General features: G+C 65.4%; 23 protein-coding genes. 11 read left to right on the top strand and 12 right to left on the bottom strand.

From position 1 onward, the window contains the following. Nucleotides 1-39: 39 nt before the first annotated feature. Nucleotides 40-513: a hypothetical protein gene (locus Q4E25_RS01210; protein ID WP_303153109.1), complete on the bottom strand. Its 474-nt coding sequence runs from the start codon at nt 511-513 to the stop codon at nt 40-42. On the opposite strand from Q4E25_RS01210, the gene Q4E25_RS01205 reads away from it, so the two are divergent. Continuing rightward, nucleotides 505-2022 carry an LGFP repeat-containing protein gene (locus tag Q4E25_RS01205; protein WP_303153107.1) on the top strand — a complete coding sequence of 506 codons (1518 nt, stop codon included), beginning with the start codon at nt 505-507 and terminating at the stop codon, nt 2020-2022. The two genes, Q4E25_RS01210 and Q4E25_RS01205, sit on opposite strands and share 9 nt — an antisense overlap. A gap of 564 nt (nt 2023-2586) precedes the next feature. Here the strand turns inward: Q4E25_RS01205 and Q4E25_RS01200 are convergent. Further along, a complete protein-coding gene (locus Q4E25_RS01200; RefSeq protein ID WP_303153105.1) occupies nt 2587-2892 on the bottom strand; it encodes a WhiB family transcriptional regulator in 306 nt (101 codons plus the stop codon). Nucleotides 2893-3401: 509 nt separating this feature from the next. Here Q4E25_RS01200 and Q4E25_RS01195 point away from each other — a divergent pair. Then, on the top strand, nt 3402-3974 hold the full coding sequence (locus Q4E25_RS01195) for a sigma-70 family RNA polymerase sigma factor (RefSeq protein ID WP_303153103.1): 573 nt from the start codon (nt 3402-3404) through the stop codon (nt 3972-3974). A 120-nt stretch (nt 3975-4094) separates the two neighbouring features. Next, a complete protein-coding gene (locus tag Q4E25_RS01190) occupies nt 4095-4895 on the top strand; it encodes a hypothetical protein (protein ID WP_303153102.1) in 801 nt (266 codons plus the stop codon). A gap of 143 nt (nt 4896-5038) precedes the next feature. Here Q4E25_RS01190 and Q4E25_RS01185 read toward each other — a convergent pair whose 3' ends face one another. Then, nucleotides 5039-5413: a DUF5319 domain-containing protein gene (locus tag Q4E25_RS01185; protein ID WP_303153099.1), complete on the bottom strand. Its 375-nt coding sequence runs from the start codon at nt 5411-5413 to the stop codon at nt 5039-5041. Between the two features lie 161 nt (nt 5414-5574). Between Q4E25_RS01185 and guaB the strand changes: the two genes are divergently transcribed. The 3 genes from guaB (at nt 5575) to guaA (ending at nt 9901) form a co-directional block, all read left to right on the top strand. Then, nucleotides 5575-7095 carry an IMP dehydrogenase gene (guaB, locus tag Q4E25_RS01180; RefSeq protein WP_303153098.1) on the top strand — a complete coding sequence of 507 codons (1521 nt, stop codon included), beginning with the start codon at nt 5575-5577 and terminating at the stop codon, nt 7093-7095. 34 nt (nt 7096-7129) lie between these two features. Then, on the top strand, nt 7130-8260 hold the full coding sequence (locus tag Q4E25_RS01175) for a GuaB3 family IMP dehydrogenase-related protein (protein ID WP_303153096.1): 1131 nt from the start codon (nt 7130-7132) through the stop codon (nt 8258-8260). Nucleotides 8261-8338: 78 nt separating this feature from the next. Then, nucleotides 8339-9901, top strand: a complete 1563-nt coding sequence (gene guaA / locus Q4E25_RS01170; protein ID WP_303153094.1) for a glutamine-hydrolyzing GMP synthase — start codon at nt 8339-8341, stop codon at nt 9899-9901. A gap of 266 nt (nt 9902-10167) precedes the next feature. Here guaA and Q4E25_RS01165 read toward each other — a convergent pair whose 3' ends face one another. Then, complete coding sequence (locus Q4E25_RS01165) at nt 10168-11214, bottom strand: HNH endonuclease signature motif containing protein (protein ID WP_303153092.1); 1047 nt, start codon at nt 11212-11214, stop codon at nt 10168-10170. A 33-nt stretch (nt 11215-11247) separates the two neighbouring features. Then, nucleotides 11248-12288, bottom strand: a complete 1041-nt coding sequence (locus Q4E25_RS01160; RefSeq protein ID WP_303153090.1) for a low specificity L-threonine aldolase — start codon at nt 12286-12288, stop codon at nt 11248-11250. Nucleotides 12289-12367: 79 nt separating this feature from the next. Here Q4E25_RS01160 and Q4E25_RS01155 point away from each other — a divergent pair, with 79 nt between their 5' ends. Then, entirely contained in the window at nt 12368-13504 is a 1137-nt protein-coding gene (locus tag Q4E25_RS01155; RefSeq protein ID WP_303153089.1) for a hypothetical protein, read from the top strand. A 21-nt stretch (nt 13505-13525) separates the two neighbouring features. Here Q4E25_RS01155 and Q4E25_RS01150 read toward each other — a convergent pair whose 3' ends face one another. Beyond that, nucleotides 13526-13927 (bottom strand): hypothetical protein, encoded by a 402-nt coding sequence (locus Q4E25_RS01150; protein ID WP_303153087.1) that lies wholly within the window; start codon nt 13925-13927, stop codon nt 13526-13528. 65 nt (nt 13928-13992) lie between these two features. On the opposite strand from Q4E25_RS01150, the gene Q4E25_RS01145 reads away from it, so the two are divergent. Beyond that, nucleotides 13993-14685, top strand: coding sequence for a hypothetical protein (locus Q4E25_RS01145; protein ID WP_303153085.1), 693 nt, complete (start codon nt 13993-13995; stop codon nt 14683-14685). Further along, a complete protein-coding gene (locus Q4E25_RS01140) occupies nt 14682-16226 on the top strand; it encodes a DNA polymerase Y family protein (protein WP_303153083.1) in 1545 nt (514 codons plus the stop codon). The genes Q4E25_RS01145 and Q4E25_RS01140 overlap by 4 nt, the downstream gene beginning before the upstream one ends. Here Q4E25_RS01140 and Q4E25_RS01135 read toward each other — a convergent pair. After that, entirely contained in the window at nt 16223-16822 is a 600-nt protein-coding gene (locus Q4E25_RS01135; protein ID WP_303153081.1) for a hypothetical protein, read from the bottom strand. The two genes, Q4E25_RS01140 and Q4E25_RS01135, sit on opposite strands and share 4 nt — an antisense overlap. A 110-nt stretch (nt 16823-16932) precedes the next feature. Between Q4E25_RS01135 and Q4E25_RS01130 the strand changes: the two genes are divergently transcribed. Next, nucleotides 16933-17793 (top strand): sucrase ferredoxin, encoded by an 861-nt coding sequence (locus Q4E25_RS01130; protein WP_303153079.1) that lies wholly within the window; start codon nt 16933-16935, stop codon nt 17791-17793. A gap of 11 nt (nt 17794-17804) precedes the next feature. On the opposite strand, the gene Q4E25_RS01125 is transcribed toward Q4E25_RS01130, so the two are convergent. The 4 genes from Q4E25_RS01125 to Q4E25_RS01110 form a co-directional block, all read right to left on the bottom strand. Continuing rightward, on the bottom strand, nt 17805-18485 hold the full coding sequence (locus tag Q4E25_RS01125) for a methionine ABC transporter permease (protein ID WP_303153077.1): 681 nt from the start codon (nt 18483-18485) through the stop codon (nt 17805-17807). Continuing rightward, nucleotides 18482-19552: a methionine ABC transporter ATP-binding protein gene (locus Q4E25_RS01120; RefSeq protein ID WP_303153076.1), complete on the bottom strand. Its 1071-nt coding sequence runs from the start codon at nt 19550-19552 to the stop codon at nt 18482-18484. The genes Q4E25_RS01125 and Q4E25_RS01120 overlap by 4 nt, the downstream gene beginning before the upstream one ends. A gap of 93 nt (nt 19553-19645) precedes the next feature. Further along, nucleotides 19646-20548, bottom strand: a complete 903-nt coding sequence (locus Q4E25_RS01115) for a MetQ/NlpA family ABC transporter substrate-binding protein (RefSeq protein WP_303153074.1) — start codon at nt 20546-20548, stop codon at nt 19646-19648. A 6-nt stretch (nt 20549-20554) separates the two neighbouring features. Further along, nucleotides 20555-21436 (bottom strand): MetQ/NlpA family ABC transporter substrate-binding protein, encoded by an 882-nt coding sequence (locus tag Q4E25_RS01110; RefSeq protein WP_303153072.1) that lies wholly within the window; start codon nt 21434-21436, stop codon nt 20555-20557. Between the two features lie 185 nt (nt 21437-21621). Here Q4E25_RS01110 and Q4E25_RS01105 point away from each other — a divergent pair, with 185 nt between their 5' ends. Beyond that, nucleotides 21622-24804: an error-prone DNA polymerase gene (locus Q4E25_RS01105; protein ID WP_303153070.1), complete on the top strand. Its 3183-nt coding sequence runs from the start codon at nt 21622-21624 to the stop codon at nt 24802-24804. Here Q4E25_RS01105 and Q4E25_RS01100 read toward each other — a convergent pair. Continuing rightward, on the bottom strand, nt 24801-25364 hold the full coding sequence (locus tag Q4E25_RS01100) for a hypothetical protein (RefSeq protein WP_303153068.1): 564 nt from the start codon (nt 25362-25364) through the stop codon (nt 24801-24803). The two genes, Q4E25_RS01105 and Q4E25_RS01100, sit on opposite strands and share 4 nt — an antisense overlap. Nucleotides 25365-26084 lie beyond the last annotated feature (720 nt).

Raw genomic sequence — 26084 nt, 5'->3', positions numbered from 1 at the left:
CGGACGCGGCGCGCGCATTCGGCGCACCTCATGCACCGCTTACGCTTCGTCGTGTGGTGTGGAAGGAAGGTAGACCTCGGTATTCATTGTTTTGAGGTCGGAGAAATAGCGAGGAACACCCTCGGTGCTTTTCCAACGCCACTGAATTTTATCTCCGGCGGTGTAATCGATTCTATGTGCTATGGCATCGCCCGCAAGTTGATCGGTCCACGCAGACACCGCTGTTTGCTCTTCTGACGAGACGTTGAGCCCTTCCGATGGAACAACGGCTCCAGGTAGTGGGTCAATCTCCATTCCGACGAAGGCGAGCCCTGTGGATGTTTTGACGGAGAATACAGCAAAGACGTGTTTGTGGGTTCTCCAAGCTGCACGAAGTTCAAAATCTTCTGGAGAAAGACCATTTTCGGACGGCTGATATCTTTTCAAAAGTGAGTTCATATATCGCCCAAAGAGGGTAATGTTCCAGTCATCCGTCGTGACCCATTTCCCGTCGATAAGCTCAATATGCTCCATGATTTACCTACCAAAGCTCTGCTGTATACCTGCGAAGCTGCGAAGGCTTTTTACATCCTTGCTCGTAGCCTAGGGCATCCCCTGGAAGCGAGTGTATATGTTGCCTGTGGATTCCAATGCCCGCGACTGAGGTTGAGTAGCGGAGTTTGCCGGTTGCCGCTATGTGTTGAAACAGGCGCAGGTCTCGTCCATTCTCGTTTTTCTCGAGGTTTGTGTTATGAATTCTTTCTTGTCTCGGTTCTTTGCTTTTTCTCATCGGTCATACTGGTCGTTGCTGCCCCCGTAAGCGCGGTAGCACAGTCTGTCTCTCTGCCTGGTTTAACTAATACGCAAGCAAGCGTATTTGGTGGAACAGCTGAAGCGACTGCACCCGATGCGGGAACTGCCCACGAGAATCCCTCTGATGCTCTTGTCATCCCAATCCTTCCAGAGTGGGCTAAGAGGCCTTCAGTAGACGTCCAGAATAATGAGCTGCACCCGCATCGCGGCGAACAGTGGACGCCGACAGTCTCACCACACGCAACTGTTGTTCCTGGGCAGATGCGCAGCGATAGGCAACAGGTACCCGCCGGGTTCACTAAACAAGAAGCAGATCTGGCAGAAACCAAAGAAGCACGCCTGCAAGCTCAAGAGCGAAGCGGCGTTGCCCTGTCTGCTGCCCCTCAGTGTAGAGTGTACTGGCCATCGCCTTTTGAGGTCTGCGGAGCAATTCGCCAACTCTATGATTCTCTGGGAGGGCCACGCAGTTTCCTGGCTTTTCCCAAAAGCAACGAGCTGACCAATCCGGACAAGGTGGGTAAGCGCTCTGAGTTTGTCAACGGGTTTATTTACTGGCATCCCACTACCGGGGCTCACAGCGTGAGTATTCCTGCCACTGTCGTGTGGGCAGCGCACGGTTGGGAAAGAGGTTACTTCGGCTACCCGCTCACTAATGACATCGCCTTGGGGGATGCCTGGTTCAAGCAGGACTACCAAGGTGGTCATATCTACACTCGCAATGCTATTCCTGCTGTACAGGCGGGTATCCAGGGGCGGATTTATGACAAATGGCAAGAACTCGGGGCGCAGAACAGTGTGCTGGGTTTTCCCATCAGCAGTGAAGAACCGGCCCCCGACGGAATAGGACGATATAACCTATTTCAGCGTGGGATAATGATCTGGCATCCACATTACGGAGCGCACGCTATAACCGGCGACGTTCTTTTACAATGGGTGTACTCAGGCGCTATTGCCGGTGATGTCGGATACCCTACGGGGGATCCTGTCCAAGAAGCCGACGGTTGGAGAAAACAAACCTTTGAGAAGGGAAGTATTCACGGCCAACAACTAGAAAAGCTCTTCCCCGGCTTTCTTCCCGGAGGCGGCCTTGAGCACGCGAACCGCACACTTCGATCCGTCCCCACGGCTGGGGGGCAACGCGTATACCGATGCAGTGGTCCTGTCTACGAAAGACAGGTGCGGTGTTCCTGTGGTTCTGCGGCGGGGGTGGTACAACACTACAGGAAGTAAACCTTGGGGCTATGACAAGATTTATCACAAGCACGGTATCTGGAACCTGTATTCCATCAAGAAGTATTTTGAGGGTCTTTGTCAAGATCGCATGGAGGGAACCGATCGGGTTTACGAGACCCCTATCTATGAAGCTTTCCGTACCAGCGACGGCAAACAAATCAATACTGGGCGGTCATTTACGCTCCGAGGAGTGGTGGAAACTCAAGTTTTCCTTCCTAGCGCTTCAGAAACGCGTGGAGTGAATACTATGTTTCCGCTATATGAGACGAATGCCGGGAGTGGTGTTGTTCCTCAATGGTTTAATTTAGAGCGCAACATCGACTGAGGAGGAAAATTGCCCAAGACGTCGAGTCTCGAAATACCGCTGCATTGTCGACTGTGAGCGAGTGAGTTTATGAAAAGGATTTCAGCCCCATCATGCTACCGGTTCACCGAGCCGGTTGAGGTTGAACCAGAATAGTGGACTCGACGCTTGGGTTAAGAATTCTTGGCTGCAGAAAACCGAAATAAGGGACGCCAAGGAAGAAACGTAGAGACGAGCGCGGGATTCAGATCCGGGGCCTAGACGTTTGCGCTGACTGAAGCGCGATTGCGGCGCGAGCGCAGCGCGGCGACGCGCTCGGACTCGCTCATGCCGCCCCACACGCCGTAGGGCTCGGCGGAGGCCAGGGCATGCTCGCGGCACAACTCGATGACCGGGCAGGAGAAGCAGATGGCCTTGGCGCGGTTCTCGCGCTGGGCGCGGGCGCGGCCGCGCTCTCCGTCCGGGTGGTAGAAGACGTCAGAATTCTCGCCACGGCAGGCTCCTTGCAGCTGCCAATCCCAAAAATCCGCGTTGGGTCCGGGAAGTAGTTGCGGCTGAGACACGTGAGATTCTCCTTCATGGGTCTGCGCCCGCTGGGATGCCATCCGCGCGGCACCATGCGAGTTGAGTCGGCGAGGCGGAACGCCCCGGGGCGCTTCTGTAGAGACGCACAGCAGTCTTGCCCCCGTGGATGAACTGAAAGTTACGCGTTGCTTTCTACCAGGTGGACTTCCGGTACTGTTCTGGGTTTTGTGTGGGGTGACCTGCGTCGATGCCTAAGGTGAACGCTTTATGAACTTTCCTTGGTGAGTTTAATGCTGGGGTGAAAGCGCAGGACAGGCCCGTTGACATGCGCCCGGGAAATGCGGCCGCGGGTGCGTAGTTGGATATGCTGTTTTGGATATGCTTTGGGCTGCACGTCAGATGTGGCATGATAGCCGCAGTAATAGGGTGCAGCTAATAGAGCTGAAAAATATGCACGAATAAATCTGAAAAAGAAATACGAGAAAGCGGCGGCGCGGGCGGTGGCGAGCCTGCTGCACCCTGCTGCTTGCTCTAGAGGGAATCAACAGTGAGCGATAGCGATCAGAAATTGGCGGACCTGGTTCCGCACGCTGTCGACGGCAGCCGACGCGCCCTCCAGGGCATCATGCGGATCATCCACCCGCAGGTGCTGCGCTACTGCCGCGCACGCATCGGCGGCGGGCGCCAGCCCACCGCGGAGGACGTGGCCCAGGAGGTGTGCCTCGCAGTGGCCACCTCCATCGACTCCTATGAGGACAAGGGCCGGCCCTTCATGGCCTACGTCTATGGCATCGCCTTCAACAAGGTCACCGACGCCCACCGCGCGATGGGCCGCGACCAGTCCAACCCCACCGATGAGGTGCCGGAAAACGCCGAGGAGTCCGCCACCCCAGAAGAATCGGCTTTGGCGATGGACGGAAGTAACAGAGTCCGCGCTTTGCTCGATACATTAAGTGACAAGGCGAGGAACATCATCATTCTGCGAGTTTTCGTGGGCCTGTCCGCGGAGGAAACCGCAGAAATTGTGGATTCCACCCCGGGGGCTGTCCGCGTGGCCCAACACCGTGCACTGGCACAGTTGAGAAAAACTCTCAATTCTCAGCCAGATTCGCAGCAATGAGGTCGGCGCTTCGGAACTTTGTCGGCACATATCTCTTGTTAAATCACAGCGGTCGTATTTGCAGTCGTATTACCAGCGTTCGCAGCGGCAGCGCTACCAACCCTAGGAAGGGAGGACATCATGGCTAAGAAGGAGCAGAACCAGCCCGGCATCGCCGAGCAGCTGCAGCCTTTGGTCGATGATGACGCATTCCTTACTCACCTCTCTCAAGGCCAGGACCCTTCCGACGGGGAGGATGAGCTCGCGGCGCTGTTCTTGGAGCTGCGGGAGGACGTCGAGAAGCAGATGCCGCCCGCCCCGCTCATTGAGGGCGCCGAGATGGAGCCGGAGGTCATCTCGCTGGGCGCCGCCCGCAAACGTCGCCGCAACCGCCCCTTCCTCAACGGCCTCGTCGGTGCGGCCGCAGCCACGGTGCTCATCGCTGGCGCCGGCGCGGTGGCCATCAACACCGGCGTGATCTCCACCGAGAAGGAGAACCCCTCTGTGGTGGAGCTGGCTGGGACCCTGGAGGAGATGGACAAGCGCTCCGCCGAAGGTGACATGGACGGCACCCGCCAGCTGCTGGAGGAGGCCCGCAAGCTGGTCAACCAGGTGAACAAGAACAAGGCTGACGAGAAGCAGCGCGAAGCCGCCACCACCAACCGCACCACGGTCACTGCCACCGCCACGGTGGAAAAGGAACCGGAGAAGGAGCCCACCGAGTCGCCGGCACCGGTGACCGTGACGGAGAACCAGACCGTGGTCTCCACCGTGGTGGTCACCAGCACCGTGAACCCGGGCAACCCGCTGTTCCCGCCGACTGGCCAGCAGACCGAGCCCACCTCCCCGGGTGACAACGGCAACGAGGAATCTGAAGGCAACGGCGGCCATGGCGGCAACGGTGACAACGGCCTGCTGCCCCCGCCGCAGTTCCAGCAGTAGGGCCCCGCGGCCGGGCGCAGCAGGGCCTGCAACCGGCCCGCATCACGCCGAAAGAAATCCCCCGCGCCAGCGCAACATCGCTGGTACAGGGGATTTTTCGCGCAACACGGGCGTGGCGGATCTAAGCCGGCTACGCGCGGCGGCTAGTCGCGCGCGTCGAGGCCGTCCATAAAACCGAGGGCGTAATCCCACGGCACGTAGCGCATCGGGTCCGGCTGCGCGCCCGGCTCGTGCACCGCGGCCAGCTCGCCGCGCAGGGTGGCCTGCATGTTGGCGGCCATGATGTCCCACTCGTAGAAGTGGTTCTCGTTGCAGTCTTCGCACAGGAAGAAGATGCCATCGATACCGCGCGGTCCCAGCACGCGGGCGAATTCCTTGACCAGGGCGAGATCGTGGATGAGAGCTACGCGCTCTTCCTCCGACAAAGGCTCAACGTGGTCATCTTCCTCCAGGAAGGACGCGGGATCGTTGGGATCGTCCGCAAAGGGGTCTCGGGGCATGTTGGCGAAGAAGTTCACGCCTGCGAGCCTATTGTCTTCGCCCCTGCAAGGCAATTCCCGCGCGGGGGAGGCCCGGGCGGCTTGCGCGGCTACCACCAAGGGCTAAACAAGCAGTACAGTTGGGACTACCGCGAAACCAACTTGGTCCTATTTGGTCATTGAAGGAGAGCCTCACACTCATGAGTGATAGCCACGTACGTACCGGCGGAAACAACCCGGATAAGGTCGCGCTTTACGGCCTTACTTTCGACGACGTGCTGCTGCTGCCGGCAGAATCCAACATCGTCCCCTCTGAAGTTGATACCTCAGCCCAGTTCACCCGCAACATCCGCCTGGGCGTGCCGCTGGCCTCCGCCGCGATGGATACCGTCACCGAGGCCCGCATGGCCATCGCCATGGCCCGCCAGGGCGGCATCGGCGTGCTGCACCGAAACCTCTCCACCGAGGAGCAGGCCTCCCAAGTGGAGATTGTGAAGCGCTCCGAGTCCGGCATGGTCACCGACCCGGTGACCGCCTCCCCGGACATGACCATCGATGAGGTCGACGCCCTCTGCGCGCGCTACCGCATCTCCGGCCTGCCGGTCGTGGATGCCGATGGCACCCTGGTGGGCATTTGCACCAACCGCGACATGCGTTTTGAGGCGGACTTCAGCCGCAAGGTTTCCGAGATCATGACCCCGATGCCGCTGGTGGTGGCCAAGGAGGGCGTGTCCAAGGATGAGGCTCTCGAGCTGCTCTCCGCCAACAAGGTGGAGAAGCTGCCCATCGTCGATGATGCCAACAAGCTCGTCGGCCTTATCACCGTCAAGGACTTTGTGAAGTCCGAGCAGTTCCCCAACGCCTCGAAGGATGCCTCCGGGCGTCTGCTCGTGGCCGCGGGCATCGGCACCGGCGAGGATTCCTACAACCGTGCCGGCGCGCTTGTCGACGCCGGCGTGGACGTCCTCGTCGTCGACTCCGCCCACGCACACAACAACCGCGTGCTGGAGATGGTCACCCGCGTGAAGAAGGACTTCGGCGACCGCGTCGACGTCGTCGGCGGCAACCTCGCCACCCGCGAGGCAGCGCAGGCCATGATCGACGCCGGCGCGGACGCCATCAAGGTCGGCATCGGCCCGGGTTCCATCTGCACCACTCGTGTGGTCGCCGGCGTGGGCGCCCCGCAGATCACCGCCATCATGGAGGCCGCCGCCGTGGCCGGCCCGGCCGGCGTGCCGATCATTGCCGATGGCGGCATGCAGTACTCCGGTGACGTCGCCAAGGCGCTGGCCGCGGGCGCCGACGCCGTCATGCTCGGCTCCATGTTCGCCGGCACCACCGAGGCCCCCGGCGATATCGTCGTGGTCCAGGGCAAGCAGTACAAGCGCTACCGCGGCATGGGCTCCATGGGTGCCATGCAGGGCCGTGGCCTCAGCGGCGAGAAGCGCTCCTACTCCAAGGACCGCTACTTCCAGGCCGACGTCAAGAGCGAGGACAAGCTGGTGCCGGAGGGTGTCGAGGGCCGCGTGCCCTTCCGCGGCGACATCGACGCCATCGTGCACCAGATCATCGGCGGCCTGCGCGCCTCGATGGGCTACACCGGCTCGGCCACCCTGGCGGAGTTGAAGACCAAGCGCTTTGTCCAGATCACTGCCGCGGGCTTGAAGGAATCCCACCCGCACCACCTGCAGCAGATCATCGAGGCCCCGAACTACCGCTAACGCGGCGGCAGCGACACAGCGATAAGGATTAATCATGCGCGATTACGTTGAAATCGGCGTCGGGCGCGATGCCCGCGTCACCTATGACCTGGCCCAGGTGTCCCTGGTGCCCAACCGCCGTACCCGCTCCTCCAAGGACGTGGATACCTCGTGGAACATCGACGCCTACACCTTCGACATTCCGCTGGTCTCGCACCCGACCGATGCCCTGGCCACGCCCGAGTTCGTCATCGAGATGGGCAAGCAGGGCGGCCTGGGCGTCATCAACGCCGAGGGCCTGTGGGGCCGCCACGAGGATCTCGAGGGCGCCCTGGCGCAGGTGGCGGGGAACCCGAATGATCTCACCACCCTGCAGCAGCTGCACGCCGCGCCGCTCAACGAGGAGTTGCTGGCGGAGCGCATCGCCCAGGTGCGCGACTCCGGCGTGACCGTGGCGGTGCGCGTCTCCCCGCAGCGCGCCCGCGAGCTGGCGCCGGTGGTCATCAAGGCTGGCGCGGAGATTCTCTTCATCCAGGGCACTCTGATTTCCGCCGAGCACGTGCAGTCCGGTGGGGAGCCGCTTAACCTCAAGGAGTTCATCGGCACCCTGGACACCCCGGTCATCGCCGGCGGCGTGGCGGACTACACCACGGCGCTGCACCTCATGCGGGCGGGCGCGGCCGGCATCATCGTCGGCTCGGGCGTGAACACCAACGCGGAGACGGTGGGCATCGACGTGCCGATGGCCACCACCATTGCCGACGTCGCCGCGGCGCGCCGCGACTACCTCGATGAGACCGGTGGGCGCTACGTGCACGTGCTGGCCGACGGCGACATCCACACCTCCGCGGACATCGCCAAGGCCATCGCTTGCGGCGCCGACGGCGTGGTCCTGGGCCCGGTCCTGGCCCGCGCGGCGGAGGCCGGCGGCAACGGCTGGTACTGGCCCTCCACGGCCGGCCACCCGCGCTTCCCGCGCGGCATCATCGAGGCCGTGGGCCTGGGACCCTGGGATTACGCCCCGCTCAACGAGGGCGCGTCTCCGAGCCTGGAGGTCGTCCTGCACGGCCCCTCCAACGAACCCCTGGGTGAGCTCAACCTGGTCGGCGGCCTCAAGCGCGCCATGGCCAAGTGCGGCTACACCGACTTGAAGTCCTTCCAGAAGGTCGGCCTGGCGGTGCGCTAAGCGTGTACTCAGCGCTCGCTATGCGGGCTGCTTCGCCGCGCTTCTTCGCGGGGCGGTTGGTGAGTTAGACTGTTTGCCGTGACTAACCCAACCACTACTCCGCGTCCTGTCCTCGTGGTGGATTTTGGCGCTCAGTACGCGCAGCTCATTGCTCGTCGCGTGCGCGAGGCCAACATCTACTCCGAGGTCGTGCCCAATTCTGCGTCTGTCGAGGAGATCAAGGCCAAGAACCCGGCCGCCCTCGTCCTGTCCGGTGGCCCGTCCTCTGTGTATGCGGACGGCGCCCCCGCCCTCAAGCCTGAGCTCTTGGAGCTGGGCATTCCCGTTTTCGGCATCTGCTACGGTTTCCAGGCCATGACCCAGGCCCTCGGCGGCACGGTGGCCTCCACCGGCACCCGCGAGTACGGCCGCACCGACCTCACCGTTTCCGGTGGCGTGCTGCACGCCGGCCTGGAGTCCACCCACAAGGTGTGGATGTCCCACGGCGATTCCGTCTCTGTTGCCCCGGAGGGCTTCGAGGTCACCGCGTCTTCTGAGGGCGCTCCCGTGGCCGCTTTCGAGTGCCTGGACAAGCGCATGGCTGGCGTCCAGTACCACCCGGAGGTCCTGCACTCTCCGCACGGCCAGGAGGTGCTCACCCGCTTCCTCACCGAGGTGGCGGGCCTGGAGCAGAACTGGACGGCGGATAACATCGCCGAGCAGCTCATCGCCGATATCCAGAAGCAGATCGGCCCCGATGGCCGCGCCATCTGTGGCCTGTCCGGCGGCGTTGACTCCGCCGTGGCCGCGGCCCTCGTGCAGCGCGCCATCGGTGACCGCCTCACCTGTGTCTTCGTGGACCACGGCCTGCTGCGCGCCGGCGAGCGCGAGCAGGTGGAGAAGGACTTTGTTGCCTCCACCGGCGCCAAGCTCATTACCGCCGACGAGCGCGAGGCCTTCCTGTCCAAGCTGGCCGGCGTGACCGATCCGGAGGCCAAGCGCAAGGCCATCGGCGCGGAGTTCATCCGCGCGTTTGAGCGCGCCGTGGACCAGGCCCTCGGCGGCGAGCACACCGCCTTCCTCGTGCAGGGCACCCTCTACCCGGACGTGGTGGAGTCCGGCGGCGGTGACGGCACGGCCAACATCAAGTCCCACCACAACGTCGGCGGCTTGCCTGACGACGTCGAATTCGAGCTCGTCGAGCCCCTGCGCCTGCTCTTCAAGGATGAGGTGCGCGCCGTGGGCCGCGAGCTGGGCCTGCCGGAGGAGATCGTCGCCCGCCAGCCCTTCCCGGGTCCGGGCTTGGGTATCCGCATCATCGGCGAGGTCACCGCGGAGCGCCTTGAGGTGCTGCGCCAGGCGGATCTCATCGCCCGCACCGAGCTGACCAACGCCGGCCTGGATGACGAGATCTGGCAGTGCCCGGTGGTGCTGCTTGCCGACGTCCGCTCCGTCGGCGTTCAGGGCGACGGCCGCACCTACGGCCACCCGATCGTGCTGCGCCCGGTCTCCTCTGAGGACGCGATGACCGCGGACTGGACCCGCCTGCCTTACGACGTCCTGGAGAAGATCTCCACCCGCATCACCAACGAGGTCAAGGATGTCAACCGCGTCGTGCTTGACGTGACCTCGAAGCCGCCGGGAACCATCGAGTGGGAGTAATCCCCGCCAGTGCGAGCTGAGCGCTCGCATTCAGCGGGAGCTGAGCGCTCCCGCTGCCCAACGCTGAGAGGCCTCGCTCTGAAGGGCGGGGCCTTTGGCGTATGCGGTGACAGGCACGCGGGGAGGCAGGCACACGGTGGCGGGTACGGGGGCGGGGCACGCAGAGGTAGCCGCGCGTCCCCCCGGACGGCGGCTGATGTGGGTCCATTCTGTGTTTTATGCTCCCTGAGCAGCGCGAAATCGCGGCTGGCTGGGCCGGCTGATGCCTAGGGGCCGGCTTCTGGGCTCGGGTGGGCGTCGTGGGCGCGGCTGGGCACCAGCTGCGGCGGGCCACCCCACGGCGGCAACCACGCCACCCGGCCGCCGACCCGAACTATCCGCCCGCGGCCGGTGGGCTTGGCGGGATCGTCGTCATTGACGGCGTTGTGATAGGCACACAGCGGCACCAGGTTGTCCAGGTTGGTGAAGCCGCCGTCCTCCCAGCGCTCGATGTGGTGGAACTGCGCCTCCTCCGCCGGCTTCAGGCAGTCCTTCCACACGCAGCGCGGGTACTCCGCCATCTTGGCCAAGCGCTGCTTGGTGTTGGCAAAGCGCTCATCCTGGTAGAGGTTGACCGAGCCGTGGTGGGGGTGGATGAGGGTGACGAGGCCGACGTCGGCAAGCGTGCGCCGCACAAACTCGGCGCCGGTGATGGTGGCGCCGTTGGTCAGCTGCAGCTCGATCTCCTCGCCGTCGCCGTTGAGGATCTGCACCAGCTCATCGAGGTGAACGAGCACGTTGGTCTGCAGGGTGGTTGGCGCGCCGCCGCCGGAGAAGGCCACGTCATGCACCCCGGCAAGCAGGTCCTTTGGATTGCGGGCCTTGAACGCGCCGAGCAGATCCGCAATCCGCAGCGGGCTATCCGTGATGGAAATCGTGTGGTTGCCCTCGCTGCGGCGGGTAACCCGCACGCCGGCCTCGGGCGCTCGTGCCGGCCGCAACTCCTTGAGGCGCCGCCGGGCCACGGCGTCGATCTGCTCCGCCGGGGTCAGCGCCAGCTCCGCGCGCAGCTTCCACGCCTGGGCCTGCGGCAGCCGCGCGCAGTGCTCCTCGATGCGCAGCAGCGTGTGCACGTCGTGGCTGCTTGTGCGCGCGGTGCGCTGCCGCCCGCTGAAGGCGGTGGCGGCGAAGTAGATGTGGTGCAGCTCCAGCAGCTGCTGCGCAAAGCCCGGCCGTGCGCCCAGCGCCACGAGCTGCTCGTGCGTGAGCCCGGCGCATTGCTCGACCACGTCGAGCCCATGCGCCAGCGCTTTCAGATAACCCCCCAGTTCCATGCCCCACACCCTAAGGCAGGCCGTCCGCGCCCGCTACTTGAGCGCGGAAATCGCAGCGCACAGGGCGTCGACGTCCTCCTCATCCGTGGCCCAGCTCGTACAGAAACGCACCGCGCGCAGGCCCTGGTGCTCCTCGAAGAACTGGCAGACAAACTGCTCCGAGAGCGCTTCCTCCTGCTCACGGGTGAGCAGCGCGAACTGCTGGTTGGTGGGGGAGTCAAAGAGCATGTCGATGCCCGCCGTCGCGAAAGCCTGCGCGATCCGCCGGGCCTGTGCGTTGGCCTGGGCGCAGATGGTGGCGTAGAGATCGTCGGTGAACAGGGCCGTGAACTGTGCGCCGAGCAGCCAGCCCTTGGCCAGCAGGGCGCCGTTTTGCTTCATGGCGTTGCGGAAGCGGGCGTCGCTCACGCGCGCGGAGGTACTCGTGCGCGGGAAGACCACCGCCTCGCCGAAGAGGGCGCCGCATTTGGTGCCGCCGATGGAGAAGACGTGGGCAAGCGTGGCAAGCTCCGGGAGGGTGACATCGCTGGCGGAGAGCGCATAGCCCAGGCGGGCGCCGTCGACAAACAGCGAAAGACCGTGCTCATCGCAGACCTCCCGCAGCGCGCGCAGCTCCGCGCGGGAGTAGACGGTGCCGTACTCGGTGGGCTGGGACACGTAGACCATGGCGGGCTCGGGCATGTGCTCCTCGACGCCCGAGTCGTGGTACTCGCGCACGCAGGAATCCACCTGCTCAGCGCTGATTTTTCCCAGATCGGCGGGCAGGGTGAGCACCTTGTGGCCGGCGTGCTCGATGGCGCCCGTCTCGTGGGTGGCGATGTGCCCGCCGTCCGCGGAAATCACGCCCTCCCAGGGGCGCAGCTGGGAGGCTATCACCGTGGCGTTGGTCTGGGTGCCGCCCACCAGGAAGTGCACGCCGGCCTCCGGCGCCTGACAAGCGCCGCGGATGGCCGCGGCTGCCTTCGCGCACAGCGGGTCGAGGCCGTAGCCGTCGAAGGGGCCCTCGGCGCGGGCGATGGCCTCGAGCACGCGGGGGTGAGCGCTGCGGTGGTAATCGTTGCCAAAGTGAATCATGCGGCTAGTGTAGTCAGCACCCAGCGCCGCCGCGGGCGATATGCTGTTGGAGTCCGTCTCTCTCCTAGAAAGGCTCATCATGCGTAAAGCCTTGGTGGCGCCGGCTGTTGCTGCGTCTCTTGCGCTCGTGTCCTGTTCTTCCCCCGCCGAGGAGGAACCGGCCTTTGACCCAGAAGCGCAGTCCACGCAGAGCGCTGAACCGCAATTTGCCATGATTGACGTGATGTCCGGCAACGTCACCAAAGATAGGGCGCAGGCCCCGCAGGAGTGCGCGGATCCCTTCATGGACCTGGGCAACACCTATGCCGGCTACTACCTCATGCAGATGAAGGCCCCGCTGGCTGGCGACGTTTCCAGCGACTTCCCTTTTGCCTCCCTTAAGATGACGAAGAACCGCTTCGACCCCTGCGCGGAGCTTAGCTATGTGGTGGTGGACGTGGGGGATTATGACGAGGACGGCTTTGTGAAGCAGGGGCAGGCGGTGCTGTTCTTCGCGGGCACGGAGTACCTTGATGCAGGTTTCGACGGCGATGAGGTCAAGGTGGCCCCGAGCGTGGATGACGTCTCCATCGAGGGCGAGACCGCGACGGTGACCTACGGCGACATCACGGTGGACTACACCCGCGATGGCACCTTTGTGGAGCCCAGCGAGGAGATCGACGAGGTTGACTCTGATGTTCAGGGCGGCACGGATGTCTACCTCGATTTGGGCAAGTCGCTACCGGGTAGCGACGGCGGGCGCCGCGTGGGGTTTGGCAACGCGCGGGTGAAGCCCTGGGACGAGGAGCGCGCGGACCTTAACGAGGTTACTTTCCGCGTGCCCTCGGCCACAGGCTCCTACGTGTGCGGCTTCCAGAGCTTTGATTTTGTCTGCGCCAGCCAGGACTCCACGCCTTTTGGCAGCGAGGCCGACTTTGAGCTTTCCGGCCCCTCCAACCAGAAGGAGCGCGCCGCCAAGCTGTCGATGACGATGCCCTTCGGCGTGTTTCCTGCGCAGGTGGGCGATGATTTCTTTGACACCGACGCCGCGCTTGCCGACGAAAAAGTGAGCTACGTGGCCGGCCGGCTCATCGATACCCGTGGCGATAGCGTGCTGATTTCCGATTCCTCTGTCGCCATCCGCCTGGAGGAGGACGGCCCGCGCAAGGTGGAGGTCACTTCCGACCTCGACCGCAGCGGCTGGCCGACGAACGATGTGCTGCGGCCCTGGCCCTAAGCGCGCGCCTCAGGCAAAGGCTTAAGCGAAGGCCAGTTTGCGGCTGCCGTCGACGTGTGGGAAGAGCACGTAGGTGGCCGCTGTGACGAGGAGGAATACCACCACGCAGCCCCAGACCGGCAGGCTGAACAGCGGGGCGAGCATGAAGAGCAGCCACAGCACCATGAGCGGCAGCAGCTGGGCGATGGTGGGCAGCATGGTGACGTTGTGGTCCTGGGCGTAGTCCCGCAGCTCCTGGCGGTAGGGGTGCAGGAGCGTGAGGCTGCACGCGAGGAGGATGAGCACCAAGCTCAGCCCGAGGGCGAGACCGAAGTGCAGGCGGCTGGCGCCCACCGCGATGGCAGCACCGGAAAGGGCGGAGGAACCCGCGCGGACCCAGAGCGGGGTGGGGATGGGCGTGGTGTTCGTGCGCAGGGTGTTCATGCCGGTTAACGCTACCATTCGAACACGCAATTGCACGTGTCCGGGGCGGGGTTCATAATAGGTGCATGAATCAAACAGGCGTTCGCATTGATGGGGCGGTGGCCGGCTTGAGTAGGGCCGAGCGCATCGCGGCCCTGCGTGCCCGCATTGACGCTGTGGAGAACTCCGCCGCGCCTGCGCGCCAGCCTAAGGTGCAGCCCGCGGTTGAGGTGGTGGGGGTGCCATCCGCGCTGGCCGGGCTGCTTCCCGCAGGTGGCCTGGCGCGCCGTCAGGCGGTGGCGTGCAGCGAGTGTGCCGCCTTGGCGGTAGAACTCATCACGCATGTTAGCGCGCACGGTGGACACGTTGGGGTGGTGGGCTGGCCGAATCTATCGCTCGCACAGGTGGCCGAGGAAGGCGATGTCTCCCGGGTGGTCACGGTGCCCGATGCCGGGGCGGATCCCTGGGCGGTCACGGGGATTTTGTGTGAGGGGCTGGATCTGGTGATCCACCGCGGCACGGGCGAGCTCTCGCCCACCCGGGCGCGTCCGGTGCTGGCCAAGCTGCGCGGCGGGCAGGCTGCGGTGCTCACCGTGGGTACGCGCCTGCCGGGGACCTCCACCGCGTTGCGGGCTGAGGTGGTCACCTTCCGCGGCGTGGGCAAGGGAAGCGGGCGCATCCGTGGCCTGGACATTGACGTGCACGTGGACTCCAAGGGGCGCAACCCCGTGCGCGGTGTGGTGACCTGCGGACAGCGCCGTCGCCTGGAGGCAGTGTGAGAGTCGCGGCCCTGTGGTTTCCAGACTGGCCCGTCCAGGCCCTGCGGGAAGGCCTGCCGGTCAAGGGGAAGACGCAGGAGGAACAGGGCGCGTGCGCCGTGGTGCGCCAGCACCAGGTGCTCGCGTGTAACGCCGCCGCGCGCCGGGCGGGGATTCGCCGCGGCATGCGGGTGCGGCAGGCGCAGGCGGTGGCCCCGCAGCTGCGTGTGGAGGAGGCCAACCCCGACCGCGACGGAGCAGTCTTTGCCCAGATAGCGGTGGGCCTGGACGCGGTGGCCTCCTCGGTGGAGGTGCTGCGCCCGGGCCTGGTGATTGTGGATGCCGCCGCCGCGGGCCGCTTCCACGGCGGGGAGGATACCGCCGCGGAGATGCTCGTGGACGCAGCCGCCCACGCCGGGCTCGACGCCACCATCGGGGTGGCGGATGAAATCGCTACCGCACTGATTGCCGCGCGCCACGAGGGGCTGGGCGCGGTGGTCCCGGAGGGAGGCTCCCGGCAGTTCCTGGCCGCCCAGCCGCTCGGCGTGCTCGCGGCGGAGGTCTGCCTGGGCTGCCCGCCGGAGCTGGTCGCGCAGTTGCGCGCTTTGGGTCTGCGCACCCTCGGCGAGCTGGCGGAGCTGCCGCTGCGGCAGATGAGCACCCGGTTTGGTGAGGCGGGCAAGCGCTGCCACGCCATCGCGAGCGCCGCCCCCGATAGGAGGGTGGCCCCCGAGCTGGCGCGCCCAGATCTGGCCGTGGAGGAGAACTTTGAGGAGCCGCTGGAGCGCGTGGATGCGGCGGCCTTCGCGGCGCGCCAGCTGGCAGCGCGCCTGCACGTGCGCCTGCGCGCGGCGGGGCAGGTGTGCCTGCGGCTGCGGGTGTGTGCGGAGTTTGAGCGGGGTGAGCGCGTGGAGCGGGTGTGGCGCACCCAGGAAGCGCTGAGCGAGTCCGCCACGGCTGATCGCGTGCGCTGGCAGCTGGATGGGTGGCTAAGCAGCGCCCGCGCGGGCGAGGGCGGCGGGGTGGTGAAGCTGCTGCTGGAGCCAGTGGAGACCGCCGCGCCTGAGGCCCGTGGGCTGTGGGGGGCTGCGGCCTCCACGGAGCAGGCCAAGCGGGTGATTTCCCGCGTCCAGTCGCAGCTGGGGGTGGACCGTGTGCTGCAGCCACGGGATGGTGGCGGGCGCGGGGTGGCCGGAAGGATCGAGTACGTCCCCTACGGCGAGCAGCGTGAACCCGCCCCGCAGGGCACCTGGCCGGGGAGGATCCCGGCTCCTTTGCCGGCCCAGCTGGCACACCCGGCGGCGCGCATCCGGATTGTTGATGCCTCCGCGGCCGAGCTCTTTGTCACCGCCGAGGCGCTGCTATCCGGGGAGCCCGCCGCGGTGAGCTGGAGTCGGCAGCGCTACCGGGTGATCGGCTGGGCCGGGCCGTGGCCGGTGGAGGCCTGGGGCGAGCAGCGCTGCGCCCGCCTGCAGGTGGTGGGGGAGTCCGAGCGCGGCCAGCGCGCCTGGCTGCTGGTGTGGGCCGCCGGGCGCTGGTCTGTGGAGGCTACCTATACCTAGTTGAGGATGTCGATGACCAAGCGGGTGGGCCCGGTGAGCACTTCGACGGAATAAGCGTGGCGCTCTGCCATGCCGATGACAAACTGGGAGCGCCCCTCGAAGGTGCCGGCCGGGGTGACCTCGGTGACCGCGCCGCCATCGCCCTTGACGGTGCCGATGTGTGGGTCCTCCATCCCCAGCTCGAAGGGGTAGGTGGTGCCATCGATGTTGACGTTGAGGGCAGTGGAGCCGCCGTGCTTGATGGGAGTGCCCGAGCCCTGCTGGGCGGGGGATTCTGTGTAGTCGATGAACCAGCCGGGGGAGCCGTCCCCGACGAATTCAAAAACCACCCGCTCGAAGCCCTCGTGCTTGCCCACACGCACGTCGGTGACCACCAGCTGCGAGGGCACCGCCGGGCGCAGGGTCTTAAGGTCGAGGTTGGCGCTGCCCAGCGGTGAGATGCCGGCTGGGGCGGTGGAGGAGGATGCACCAGAAAGCGTAGCCGCCACGGTGGAGGTGGGGCCGGAACCAGTGTCCGTTGAGGCCGCGCAGCCTTGCAGGATGACAGCGCCGGCGAGAAAGACGGCGGCTGCGCGCACGAGAGTTAGATTCGGCATGCCTTTGACAGTAATCGGATGCTGCGCAGGCCGGAGTGGGACTTAGGGCATCGTAACCACATTGTTGCGAACGCAGTGACGCAGGCCCGCGGTGGACTAGACTGTCCGCCATGACGCATTGCTCCGACGTTCAGGTAGAGCCTCTGCCCGGCACTGCTAAGAAGGCCGAGGTCTACGTTCTCTTCGAGTGGCCCAAGGGATGGTCGCGCGACGTCCTTGACGGCGATACCTTCGGCCCAGAGCTCACCGCTGCGTTGAAGAAGAAGCTGGGCACGGCCTCCCTGCAACTTATCCGCCGCCCCGGCCGGCAGGGTCATAGCGATTGCGGCCACTACCGTTGCTTCGTGGTGTGGGCGAAAGAGGGCCTGGTCAAGGCGCATGTTCTGCGCTCCCCGGAGGAGATCCTCGACCTGGATCTGGAGCACCCGGAGGGCGAGTGCCTGCCGCTGACGCTGGTGTGCACCCACGCCAAGCGCGATGTGTGCTGTGCACTCAAGGGCCGCCCGCTGGCCGCCGAGTTGGCGGAGGAGTTTGGGGAGAACGTGTGGGAGACCTCGCACACCAAGGGGCACCGTTTTGCGCCCTCGGTGTTGCTCATGCCGTGGGGCTATTCCTTCGGCCGCCTCAACGCCGAGGCGGGGCGCCAGCTCATGCGCGCCAGCCTGCGCGGGGAGTACTTCTACCCGGCCAACCGCGGGTGCGGCCTGTATTCCCCGGCCGGGCAGGTGGCGGAGTTGGCGGTGGCCCGCCAGCTTCTCGACGCCTCCGAGGCCCTGTACTACGGGGATCTCACCGTCGAGCCGGTGGAGGGTGCCGCGGCGGCGGGAAGCCGCGTGACGGTGCGCCATGCCGACGGCCGCGCGTGGAGCGTGGAGCTGGATACGCGTGAGGTCTCCGGCACCATCTCCTCGTGTGGGGATGAGCCGAAGACCTCGACGGCGTTGGTGGCGAAGGCTGTTAGCAGCGCGTGATTCCTGCCGCGTTAGCGGCGCATGATTTTGGCGGAGAGCCAGTTGCCAAAGAACTGTGCGGCCTGCACCAGCACGATGATGATGAGGGTGGCCACCACGGTGACCTCCCACTCGAAGGCGCGGTAGCCGTAGACGATGGCGAAGTCACCCAGGCCGCCGCCGCCGACGTAGCCGGCCATCGCGGACATGTCGACGATGCCGATAAACAGGAAGGTGTAGCCCAGCACCAGGGGGCCGAGGGCCTCAGGAACAATCACCGTGGTGATGATTTTCCACGGGGAAGCACCCATGGAGCGCGCGGCCTCGATAACACCCGGATCTAGGGCCACGAGGTTTTGTTCGACGATGCGTGCCACGGCGAAGGTGGCTGCGATGACCATGACGAAGGTGGCTGGCCCGCGGCCGATCGAGCCGCCCAGCACGGCCACGGTGAGCGGCTGCACGAAGGCCAGCAGGATGATGAAGGGGATCGGGCGGACGAAGTTCACCAGCACGTTGATGATGACGTAGATGGGCTTGTTCTGCAGGATTCCGCCGGGGCGGGTGGTGTAGAGCAGGATGCCCAGCACGAGGCCGATGATGCCGGCGAGCACCATGGTGGTGGCCACCATGATGAGGGTGTCCTTGATGGCGTCGACAAGCGTGTCACCGAGCCGGTTCCAGTTCGCTTCCGCGAGGTAGGTGGTGGTCATCGTTGGATCTCCTCAATGTCGGTGGTGGTCTGCAGAGTGGAGTAGAACTGCTCGATGGCGTCGTCAGGCCCGTTGAGGCGGACGGTGATCTTGCCAAAGGAGTGGCGCTGCAGCGTGGTGATGCCGCCGTGCACGACGGCGATGGACACGCCGCGCTCGGCCAGCGTGCTGGCCGCGGAGAAGAAGCCGGAGCTCTCCGTGAGGTTGATGGTGAACAGTCGGCCCTCGTGGGCGAGCAGGTCATCGGCCTCGACGACGTCCGGGGTGTTGCGCAGGGAGGTGGCCACGAACTTGGAGGCGACCTCGGTCTGCGGGTTGGAGAAGACCTCGTAGACGCTGCCGGATTCGATGACGCGGCCGTGCTCCATGACCGCGACCTTGTCGGCGATCGAGCGCACGACGTCCATCTCGTGGGTGATGACCACGATGGTGATGCCGAAATCGCGGTTGACCTTGCGCAAAAGGTCGAGGACCTCGCGGGTGGTGGTGGGGTCGAGGGCGGAGGTGGCTTCGTCGGCCAGCAGCAGCGAGGGGTTGGTGGCCAGGGCGCGGGCGATGCCGACGCGCTGCTTCTGGCCGCCGGAGAGCTGCTCCGGGTAGTTTGAGCCCTTGTCACCCAGACCGACGAACTCGAGCAGCTCCTGGGCGCGCTTCTTGCGCTCTGCCTTGGGCACGCCAGCCAGCTGCAGCGGGTACTCCACGTTGCCCGCCGCGGTGCGCGAGGTCATGAGGTTGAACTGCTGGAAGATCATGCCGATGTTGCGGCGGATTCCGCGCAGCTTGGACTCGGGCAGCGGGACGATGTCGGTGCCGTCGAGCAGCAGCTGACCGGAGGTGGGCTTATCCAGGCCGTTGATCATGCGCACGAGCGTGGACTTGCCGGCGCCGGAAAAACCGATGATGCCGATGATCTCGCCGGGCTCGACGGTCAGGGAGACCTCGTTAAGGGCGGTCGTCGTGGTCTTCTTGTTCTTGAAGACCTTGGTGACGTTGCGGAATTCGATCCGGGTGCCCTGGCGGGGTTGAGGTTTGCTCTGCGGAAGTTTGCTCTGCGATGGTGATGTCACTTCGAAGGATGTCCTTAGACTGTGATGAGTAGGTGGCTGGTGACGGACGAAACCCCCGGCCACCAGCTGTGGGCGGGGGGATGTGCACGCACGTTACTTGGCGGCCTCGTCCTCGAGGCGGTCCAGAATCTCTTGGAGCTCGGCCTGCGGGGTGTCCACGAAGATGGTGGTGCCACCCGTCGTGTCCTGCACGGCCTGCTTGACCTCGTCGGAGAGGTAGAGCTCGGCGAGCTTCTTGATCTTCTCGTTGTCCTTGTCCTTTTCCTGGACGGCCCAGACGTTGATGTACGGGTCGAAGAGGATGGCGGGATCGGCCTTGGGGTTCTCGGGGTCGTCGGAAAGCACGGCCGTGGTGGGGTCGATGCCCGCGCGCTTGAAGAAGGAGTTGGTGATGATGGCCGGCTTGCCCTCGCCGTAGGCCGAGGGGGTCTGCGCAGCGTCCACCGGAAGGACCGTCACCGTGGACTTCGCCTCGTCGATGTCGGCGGGGTCGGGGGTGAGTTTGCCCTCCTCCTTGAGGGTGAGCAGGCCGTTGGCGGCCAGGAGGTTGATGGCGCGGCCCTGGTTGGTGGAGTCGTTGGGGATGGCGACTTCCTGGCCCTCGATGCCCGTGATGTCCGTGTGTCCCTTCCAAAACAGCGGCATCGGGTAGACCTGCGTGGCGGCGATGGGCACCAGGCTGGTGCCGTTGCCCACGTTGTATTCCGCGAGGAACTTCAGGTGCTGGAACTTATTGGTATCGGTGGAGCCCTCCGCCAGAGCCTGGTTGGGGGTGGCGTAGTCGGTGAAGCTCTTCATCTCGATCTCGATGCCCTCCTCGGAGGCGAGATCCTTGAGCACAGCCCACTCGGGCAGCTCGGCGTCGGTGGTGCCGATGATGATCGGATCCTCCGCCGTGCCCGCCGAGACCTCAGAGGAGGCCGAGGAGCACGCGCTCAGGCCGCCGAGCGTGACCAGGCTGGCGGCGAAGGCCGCCGCGATGCGTTGAAGCTTCATGGTGCTTTAGACCTGCTCTTCGAGGCGGTCGAGGATCTCCTGCAGCTCTTCCTGGGGGCGCTCAACCGGAACGGCGGTGCCGCCGGAGGAGCGCAGGATGGCCTCTTCCACGGACTTGTCCTTCCACAGCTCGGCCAGCTCCTTGAGGGTCTGGTTGTCCAGGTCCTCGGAGCGCACGGCCCAGACGTTGATGTAGGGCTCGGCCTCGGTGGAGTTCGGATCATCCTGGGCCACGGCGGACTTCGGGTCGATGCCCGCGCGCTCCAGGAAGGAGTTGTTAATGACGGCGGGCTTGCCCTCGCCGAAGGCGGCCGGGGTCTGGGCGGCATCCACCGGGGTGACCTTGACCTTGGACTTCTTCTCGTCGATGTCCAGTGGGCTCGGGGTCAGGCCGGTGCCCTCCTTGAGGGTGACGAGGTCCTGCTGCACCAAGAGGCCGATGGCGCGGCCCTGGTTGGTGGAGTCGTTGGGGATGGCGACTTCCTGGCCCTCGATGTCCTTGATGTCGCTGTGGTCCTTCCAGTACAGGGCCAGCGGGTAAATCTCGGTGGCGGCCAGCGGGACGAGGTCGGTGCCGTTGCCCTTGTTGTACTCGGCGAGGAACTTGAGGTGCTGGAACTTGTTGGCCTCCAGATCACCCTGGTCCAGCGCCTGGTTGGGGGTGTTGTAATCGGAGAAGTTCTCCAGCTCGATGTTGTAACCCTGTTCCTTGGCCAGGTCCTGGAACACCGACCACTCCTCCATGTTGGCGTCGGTGGTGCCAATGCGGATGGTGGATTCCTTGGTGATTTCCTTGGCGGAGTCCTCCGAGTCGGAGGAGCAAGCGGCCAGGCCGGTGGCGGCGATGGCGGCTGCCGACGCAGCAGCGACGATGCGGCGAATGCTCATGGTGGGCGGGGTCCCTTCTGGTACTAAAAATTCGTTGGCACAGTTTTATTCACACACTTTTATTCATGCAGTGTTGTGCGGTGCGCTGGGGAAAACCTAGCAATGATTGAACCGCTTTGTCTACTAGTTTCGCGCCGCCCCGAGCTGTCTTGACGGGAACGGGTGTTCGATCCTATGGTTGGTGCATGAGATTCAATGGGGGAGCGGCGCTGCCGTGGTCGCGCGTGGAGCGCATTCTATCTGGCAGGCCCACGCCCACGCCGGTCCCGGTGGCGCACCGCGGGGAGGCGGCCGGCACCGCCGGGGCCGTGCGGCGCGGGCGCAGCAGCGTGCCCTTTGCGGAGTTGCACGCCGTGAGCTCCTATAGCTTCCTGCAGGGCGCCTCCGAGCCGGAGGAGCTGGTGGCCCGCGCGGTGGAGCTGGGCCTTGAGGGCTTGGCGCTGGTAGATAGGGATGGCTTTTACGGGCTGATGAAGTTCGCGGAAGCCGCTGCCACGGTGGGCCTGCCCGCCGTCTTTGGCGCGGAGCTCAGCGTGGGCCCGGCCCCGCTGACCGTGCTGGCGCGCACCCCGGAGGGTTACCGCCGGCTTTCGCGCCTCATCGCGCGCGCTCGCATGGACGCCGGGGAGAAGGGCGGGGTGGCCTACCCTCCGCTGGAGGAGATCGCCGCGCAGCTACAGGAGGAGTGCCTCTTCCTGCTGGACTGGCGGTGGATGGAGCGAATCGATGATGTGCTCGAAAGAATAAAAATAGACAGCATGGTTTTGGAGTATGCCTGCACCATGACCCCACAAGACGCTGATCACCACCTCATGCTGGATAAATATAACAACATGCGGGCCATCGCCACCGCCCGCCCCGCGGCCGCCACCCGGCAGCGTGCCCGCCTCGCCGCGGCCAAGCAGGCCCTTGCCCAGCGGCTTTCCGTGGCGGAGGCCGCCCCCAGCGCGCACCCCATGGGTGCCGGCTGGCTGCGCTCCGGGGAGCAGATGCGGCAGATGCTGCCTGACCGCCCCGAGCTCATCGCGGAGACCGTGCAGGTGTTGCAGGAATGCTCCTTTACCTGGGAGGCCTTAGCCCCCAACCTGCCGGATTGCGCGGTGCCGGAAGGTCACACGGAGATGAGCTGGCTGGAACATCTCACCTGGCAGCGCGCCGAGCGCCGCTACGCCTCGCGGCCGGCAGACGTGCGCGAGCGCGCCTGGGAGCAGATCCGCTACGAGCTGGGGGTGATCGGGCAGCTGGGCTTTCCCGGCTACTTCCTCATCGTGTGCGATCTGGTGGATTTTTGTAAGCGGGAAAACATCCTGTGCCAGGGGCGTGGCTCGGCGGCGAACTCCGCGGTGTGCTTCGCGTTGGGCATCACCAACGCCGAGCCGATCTCCGCGGGCCTGCTCTTCGAGCGCTTCCTCTCCCCGGACCGCGACGGCCCGCCGGACATCGACATCGACATCGAATCCGGCCGCCGCGAGGAGGTCATTCAGTACGTCTATGACACCCACGGGCGCGAGCGCGCCGCTCAGGTGGCCAACGTGATCACCTACCGCCGCAAGGGTGCAACCCGCGACGCCGCCCGGGCCCTGGGCTACCCGCAGGGTGCGGCGGATTCTTGGTCCAAGGGGCTGAGTCAGCCGCCGAGTGACGTGGAAAAGCTGGCGGAACAATTCCTGGGCCAGCCGCGCCACCTGGGCATCCACTCCGGCGGCATGGTGCTGTGCGATAGGCCCATCGCCGACGTGGTGCCCACCGAGTGGGCGCGCATGGAGGGCCGCTCGGTGCTGCAGTGGGACAAGGATGACTGCGCCGCGGCGGGCCTGGTGAAGTTCGACCTGCTGGGCCTGGGCATGCTGGAGGCACTGCACCACATGATCGACCTGGTGCGGGAGACCACCGGCGAGGAGATCAACCTCTGGGAGCTGGATCTTGCGGACCCAGCAGTCTACGAGATGCTCTGCCAGGCCGACGCCGTCGGTGTGTTCCAGGTGGAGTCCCGCGCGCAGCTGTCCACCCTGCCGCGGCTGAAACCGCGGGTCTTCTTCGACCTCGTCGTGGAGGTCGCGCTCATCCGCCCCGGCCCCATTCAGGGCGGCTCGGTGCACCCCTACCTGCGCCGCCGCGACGGGCGCGAGCCGGTGACCTATGACCACCCCGTGCTGGAGAAATCCCTGGGCAAGACCCTGGGCATCCCGCTGTTTCAGGAGCAGCTGATGCAGATTGCTGTCGACGCCGCCGGTTTTAGCGGCGCCGAAGCCGATGATCTGCGCCGCGCGATGGGCTCCAAGCGCTCGCCTGCCCGGATGGCCGCGCTCAAGCAGCGCTTCTACGATGGGCTCAAGGCCACCAACGGCATTGAGGGGGAGGTGGCTGACCGCCTGTGGAACAAGATCGTCGCCTTCGCCGCCTACGGTTTCCCGGAGTCCCACTCGCAGTCCTTTGCCTCCCTGGTGTACTTTTCCGCGTGGTTTAAGCGCTACTACCCGGCGGAGTTTTGCATGGGCCTGCTGCGCGCGCAGCCGATGGGCTTTTACTCCCCGCAGTCCCTCATCCAGGACGCTCGCCGCCACGGGGTGCGCATCTTCCCGCTGGACGTCAACGCCTCCGGCACGCAGGCGCGCCCGGAGAAATACCCTCGCGCCGGGCTTGGCGACGCCCCCACCACCGACGCCGTCGGCATCCGCCTCGGCCTCAATCTCATCAATGGCCTGGGGGAGAAGGCCGCCGAGCGCATCGAGGCCGCGGCCGCGCAGCGCCCGTTTAGCGACATCGCGGATCTCTCCCGGCGTGCCGATCTCAGCGTCGAGCACGTCGAGGCCCTCGCCGCCGCCGGCGCGCTGGACTGCTTTGGGGTGACCCGCCGGCAGGCGCTGTGGCAGGCGGGCGTGGCCGCCACGGAGCGCGCCGGGATGCTGCCGGGGCTGTCTGCCATTGACGCCCCCGCGCTGCCGGGCATGAGTGCTTTTGAGCTCATGGCTGCCGACGTCGCCGCATCCGGTGTTACCCACAACGCCCAGCCGATGGAGCTGGTGCGCGCAGCACTCGACCGCGACGATATCCGCACCGCCGTCCAACTCCACGAGGTCCCCGACGGCACCCGCGTGCGCATCGCAGGGATCATCACCCACCGGCAGCGCCCGCGCACGGCCTCCGGGGTAACGTTTCTGGGCATGGAGGATGAGACAGGGCTGATGAACGTCATGGTCTCGCCCGGCCTGTGGGAGCGCCACAAGGTGCTGGCCCGCACATCGAAGGCGCTGGTGGTACGGGGCATCGTGCACAACGCCTCCGGCGCCGTGACCGTGAGCGCCGATAAGTTCGAGCCCCTGGCGCTGGGGGAGTGGCTCTCGCGCGGTTCGCGGGATTTTCGTTAGCGCGTCAGTAGCTTGGGGAGCAGTGTGGATGCGCCAATCCACGCGGCGGCACTCATCGCGATGCTCAGGACTAGGGCAATGGGGAAGCGTGCGGCGCTGGTGGCAATTTCCGGCCACGCAGGCATAGCGAGGATCCACAACGCAGAATCCGCGAGCACATCGCCGCCGATGGTGGCGGAGAAAATCGTGAGGATGATGCTCAGCGCCAGGGTCACTGCTGCTCCCCACTTCACCATGCACAGTACTGCGGCGAGGAAGAAGCACAACGTTGTGGCCAGCGCCATCACGGCTCCGGGGGAAGAGAGGCCCAGAAGCCAACCCATGCACACTACTGCTGCCACAATGAGCGCGCACAAGATCAGGACGCTCTGCGTTATATGGGGATATTCAGTGCGCAGCAGCCCCCAGGCAGGTTTGAGCACCGGCCACACCAGCACCGCCAGCAGCCCGGCACCCAGCGGGAAGAGCCCAAAGACACACCAGCCCTGGACGTACTTGGTGGGGTAAATCCAGGCAATCGCCCCACTTAATATCGCCGCGAGCACCAAACATGCGCGCACTCCTGGATGCAGTATCACTGGCGCTAGAGCGCGCAGCGGGTAACGCGGCCCGGCCTCTGCCCTCCGGAGAACAGCGGGGACAAGGCACAGATCAGTTGTCTGGGAAGCGCGTGTTCGCCGGGAGCTATGCGGGTGGCGCGGGGAAGCGAAGATCGCACTGCACGCTCCGGAGACACCAAGCAGTAGGCACAGGAGCAACGGCGCCCATGCGTCGGCAGTGGCCAATGTGGCGTCCTCCTCCAGAGGCGTGGAGTTCGTGTGCACACCGATGAGGGGCAAAAGTAGCCGCATGGGCCAAGCCATGGGAAGGATCCACCACCGTGGTCCTTCCACCACGGAAGGAATGATGCTTAGCCCTTGCCAGACCACCGCCGCGACCAAGGCAGGGACCGTGCCCCAACGCCGTGCGGCCGCTGCGCTGAAACCAGCCATGGCGCTCATGGCCAGCCAGCAGACCGCGCCGATGAGAAGGATGCGTGGGGCTTCACCACAAGCAGCCAGAGCGCTGAGCCCAAAGTTGATGAGGCAGAATGCGCCAATCGAGGTCGCAACCACCACGAACCGTGCGAGGCGTAGCCGATAGGAACTTACCCCGCGGTAGGAGATACCGCCGCCGTGCGCGGCTTTCTCGCGCGCCTCCGCAGTGGAAGCAAACACCGCAGCGAGGGGCGCGAGTAGACCAGTGACGAAGATGGCCTGCCACAGCAGGACGCTGGAGCG

The sequence above is a fragment of the Corynebacterium sp. genome (assembly GCF_030532325.1).
GTDB lineage: Bacteria > Actinomycetota > Actinomycetes > Mycobacteriales > Mycobacteriaceae > Corynebacterium.
The sequence above is the reverse complement of the archived record's forward strand: the minus strand, read 5'-3'. Positions and strand labels throughout refer to the sequence as shown.

What these genes read in the sequence shown, in the direction of transcription:
- Q4E25_RS01205 (WP_303153107.1), top strand. Translation starts at nt 505, where the DNA reads ATGCTCCATGATTTACCTACCAAAGCTCTGCTGTATACCTGCGAAGCT.
- Q4E25_RS01210 (WP_303153109.1), bottom strand. Translation starts at nt 513, where the DNA reads ATGGAGCATATTGAGCTTATCGACGGGAAATGGGTCACGACGGATGAC.
- Q4E25_RS01190 (WP_303153102.1), top strand. Translation starts at nt 4,095, where the DNA reads ATGGCTAAGAAGGAGCAGAACCAGCCCGGCATCGCCGAGCAGCTGCAG.
- guaB (WP_303153098.1), top strand. Translation starts at nt 5,575, where the DNA reads ATGAGTGATAGCCACGTACGTACCGGCGGAAACAACCCGGATAAGGTC.
- Q4E25_RS01175 (WP_303153096.1), top strand. Translation starts at nt 7,130, where the DNA reads ATGCGCGATTACGTTGAAATCGGCGTCGGGCGCGATGCCCGCGTCACC.
- Q4E25_RS01165 (WP_303153092.1), bottom strand. Translation starts at nt 11,214, where the DNA reads ATGGAACTGGGGGGTTATCTGAAAGCGCTGGCGCATGGGCTCGACGTG.
- Q4E25_RS01160 (WP_303153090.1), bottom strand. Translation starts at nt 12,288, where the DNA reads ATGATTCACTTTGGCAACGATTACCACCGCAGCGCTCACCCCCGCGTG.
- Q4E25_RS01155 (WP_303153089.1), top strand. Translation starts at nt 12,368, where the DNA reads ATGCGTAAAGCCTTGGTGGCGCCGGCTGTTGCTGCGTCTCTTGCGCTC.
- Q4E25_RS01150 (WP_303153087.1), bottom strand. Translation starts at nt 13,927, where the DNA reads ATGAACACCCTGCGCACGAACACCACGCCCATCCCCACCCCGCTCTGG.
- Q4E25_RS01145 (WP_303153085.1), top strand. Translation starts at nt 13,993, where the DNA reads ATGAATCAAACAGGCGTTCGCATTGATGGGGCGGTGGCCGGCTTGAGT.
- Q4E25_RS01135 (WP_303153081.1), bottom strand. Translation starts at nt 16,822, where the DNA reads ATGCCGAATCTAACTCTCGTGCGCGCAGCCGCCGTCTTTCTCGCCGGC.
- Q4E25_RS01130 (WP_303153079.1), top strand. Translation starts at nt 16,933, where the DNA reads ATGACGCATTGCTCCGACGTTCAGGTAGAGCCTCTGCCCGGCACTGCT.
- Q4E25_RS01125 (WP_303153077.1), bottom strand. Translation starts at nt 18,485, where the DNA reads ATGACCACCACCTACCTCGCGGAAGCGAACTGGAACCGGCTCGGTGAC.
- Q4E25_RS01115 (WP_303153074.1), bottom strand. Translation starts at nt 20,548, where the DNA reads ATGAAGCTTCAACGCATCGCGGCGGCCTTCGCCGCCAGCCTGGTCACG.
- Q4E25_RS01110 (WP_303153072.1), bottom strand. Translation starts at nt 21,436, where the DNA reads ATGAGCATTCGCCGCATCGTCGCTGCTGCGTCGGCAGCCGCCATCGCC.
- Q4E25_RS01105 (WP_303153070.1), top strand. Translation starts at nt 21,622, where the DNA reads ATGAGATTCAATGGGGGAGCGGCGCTGCCGTGGTCGCGCGTGGAGCGC.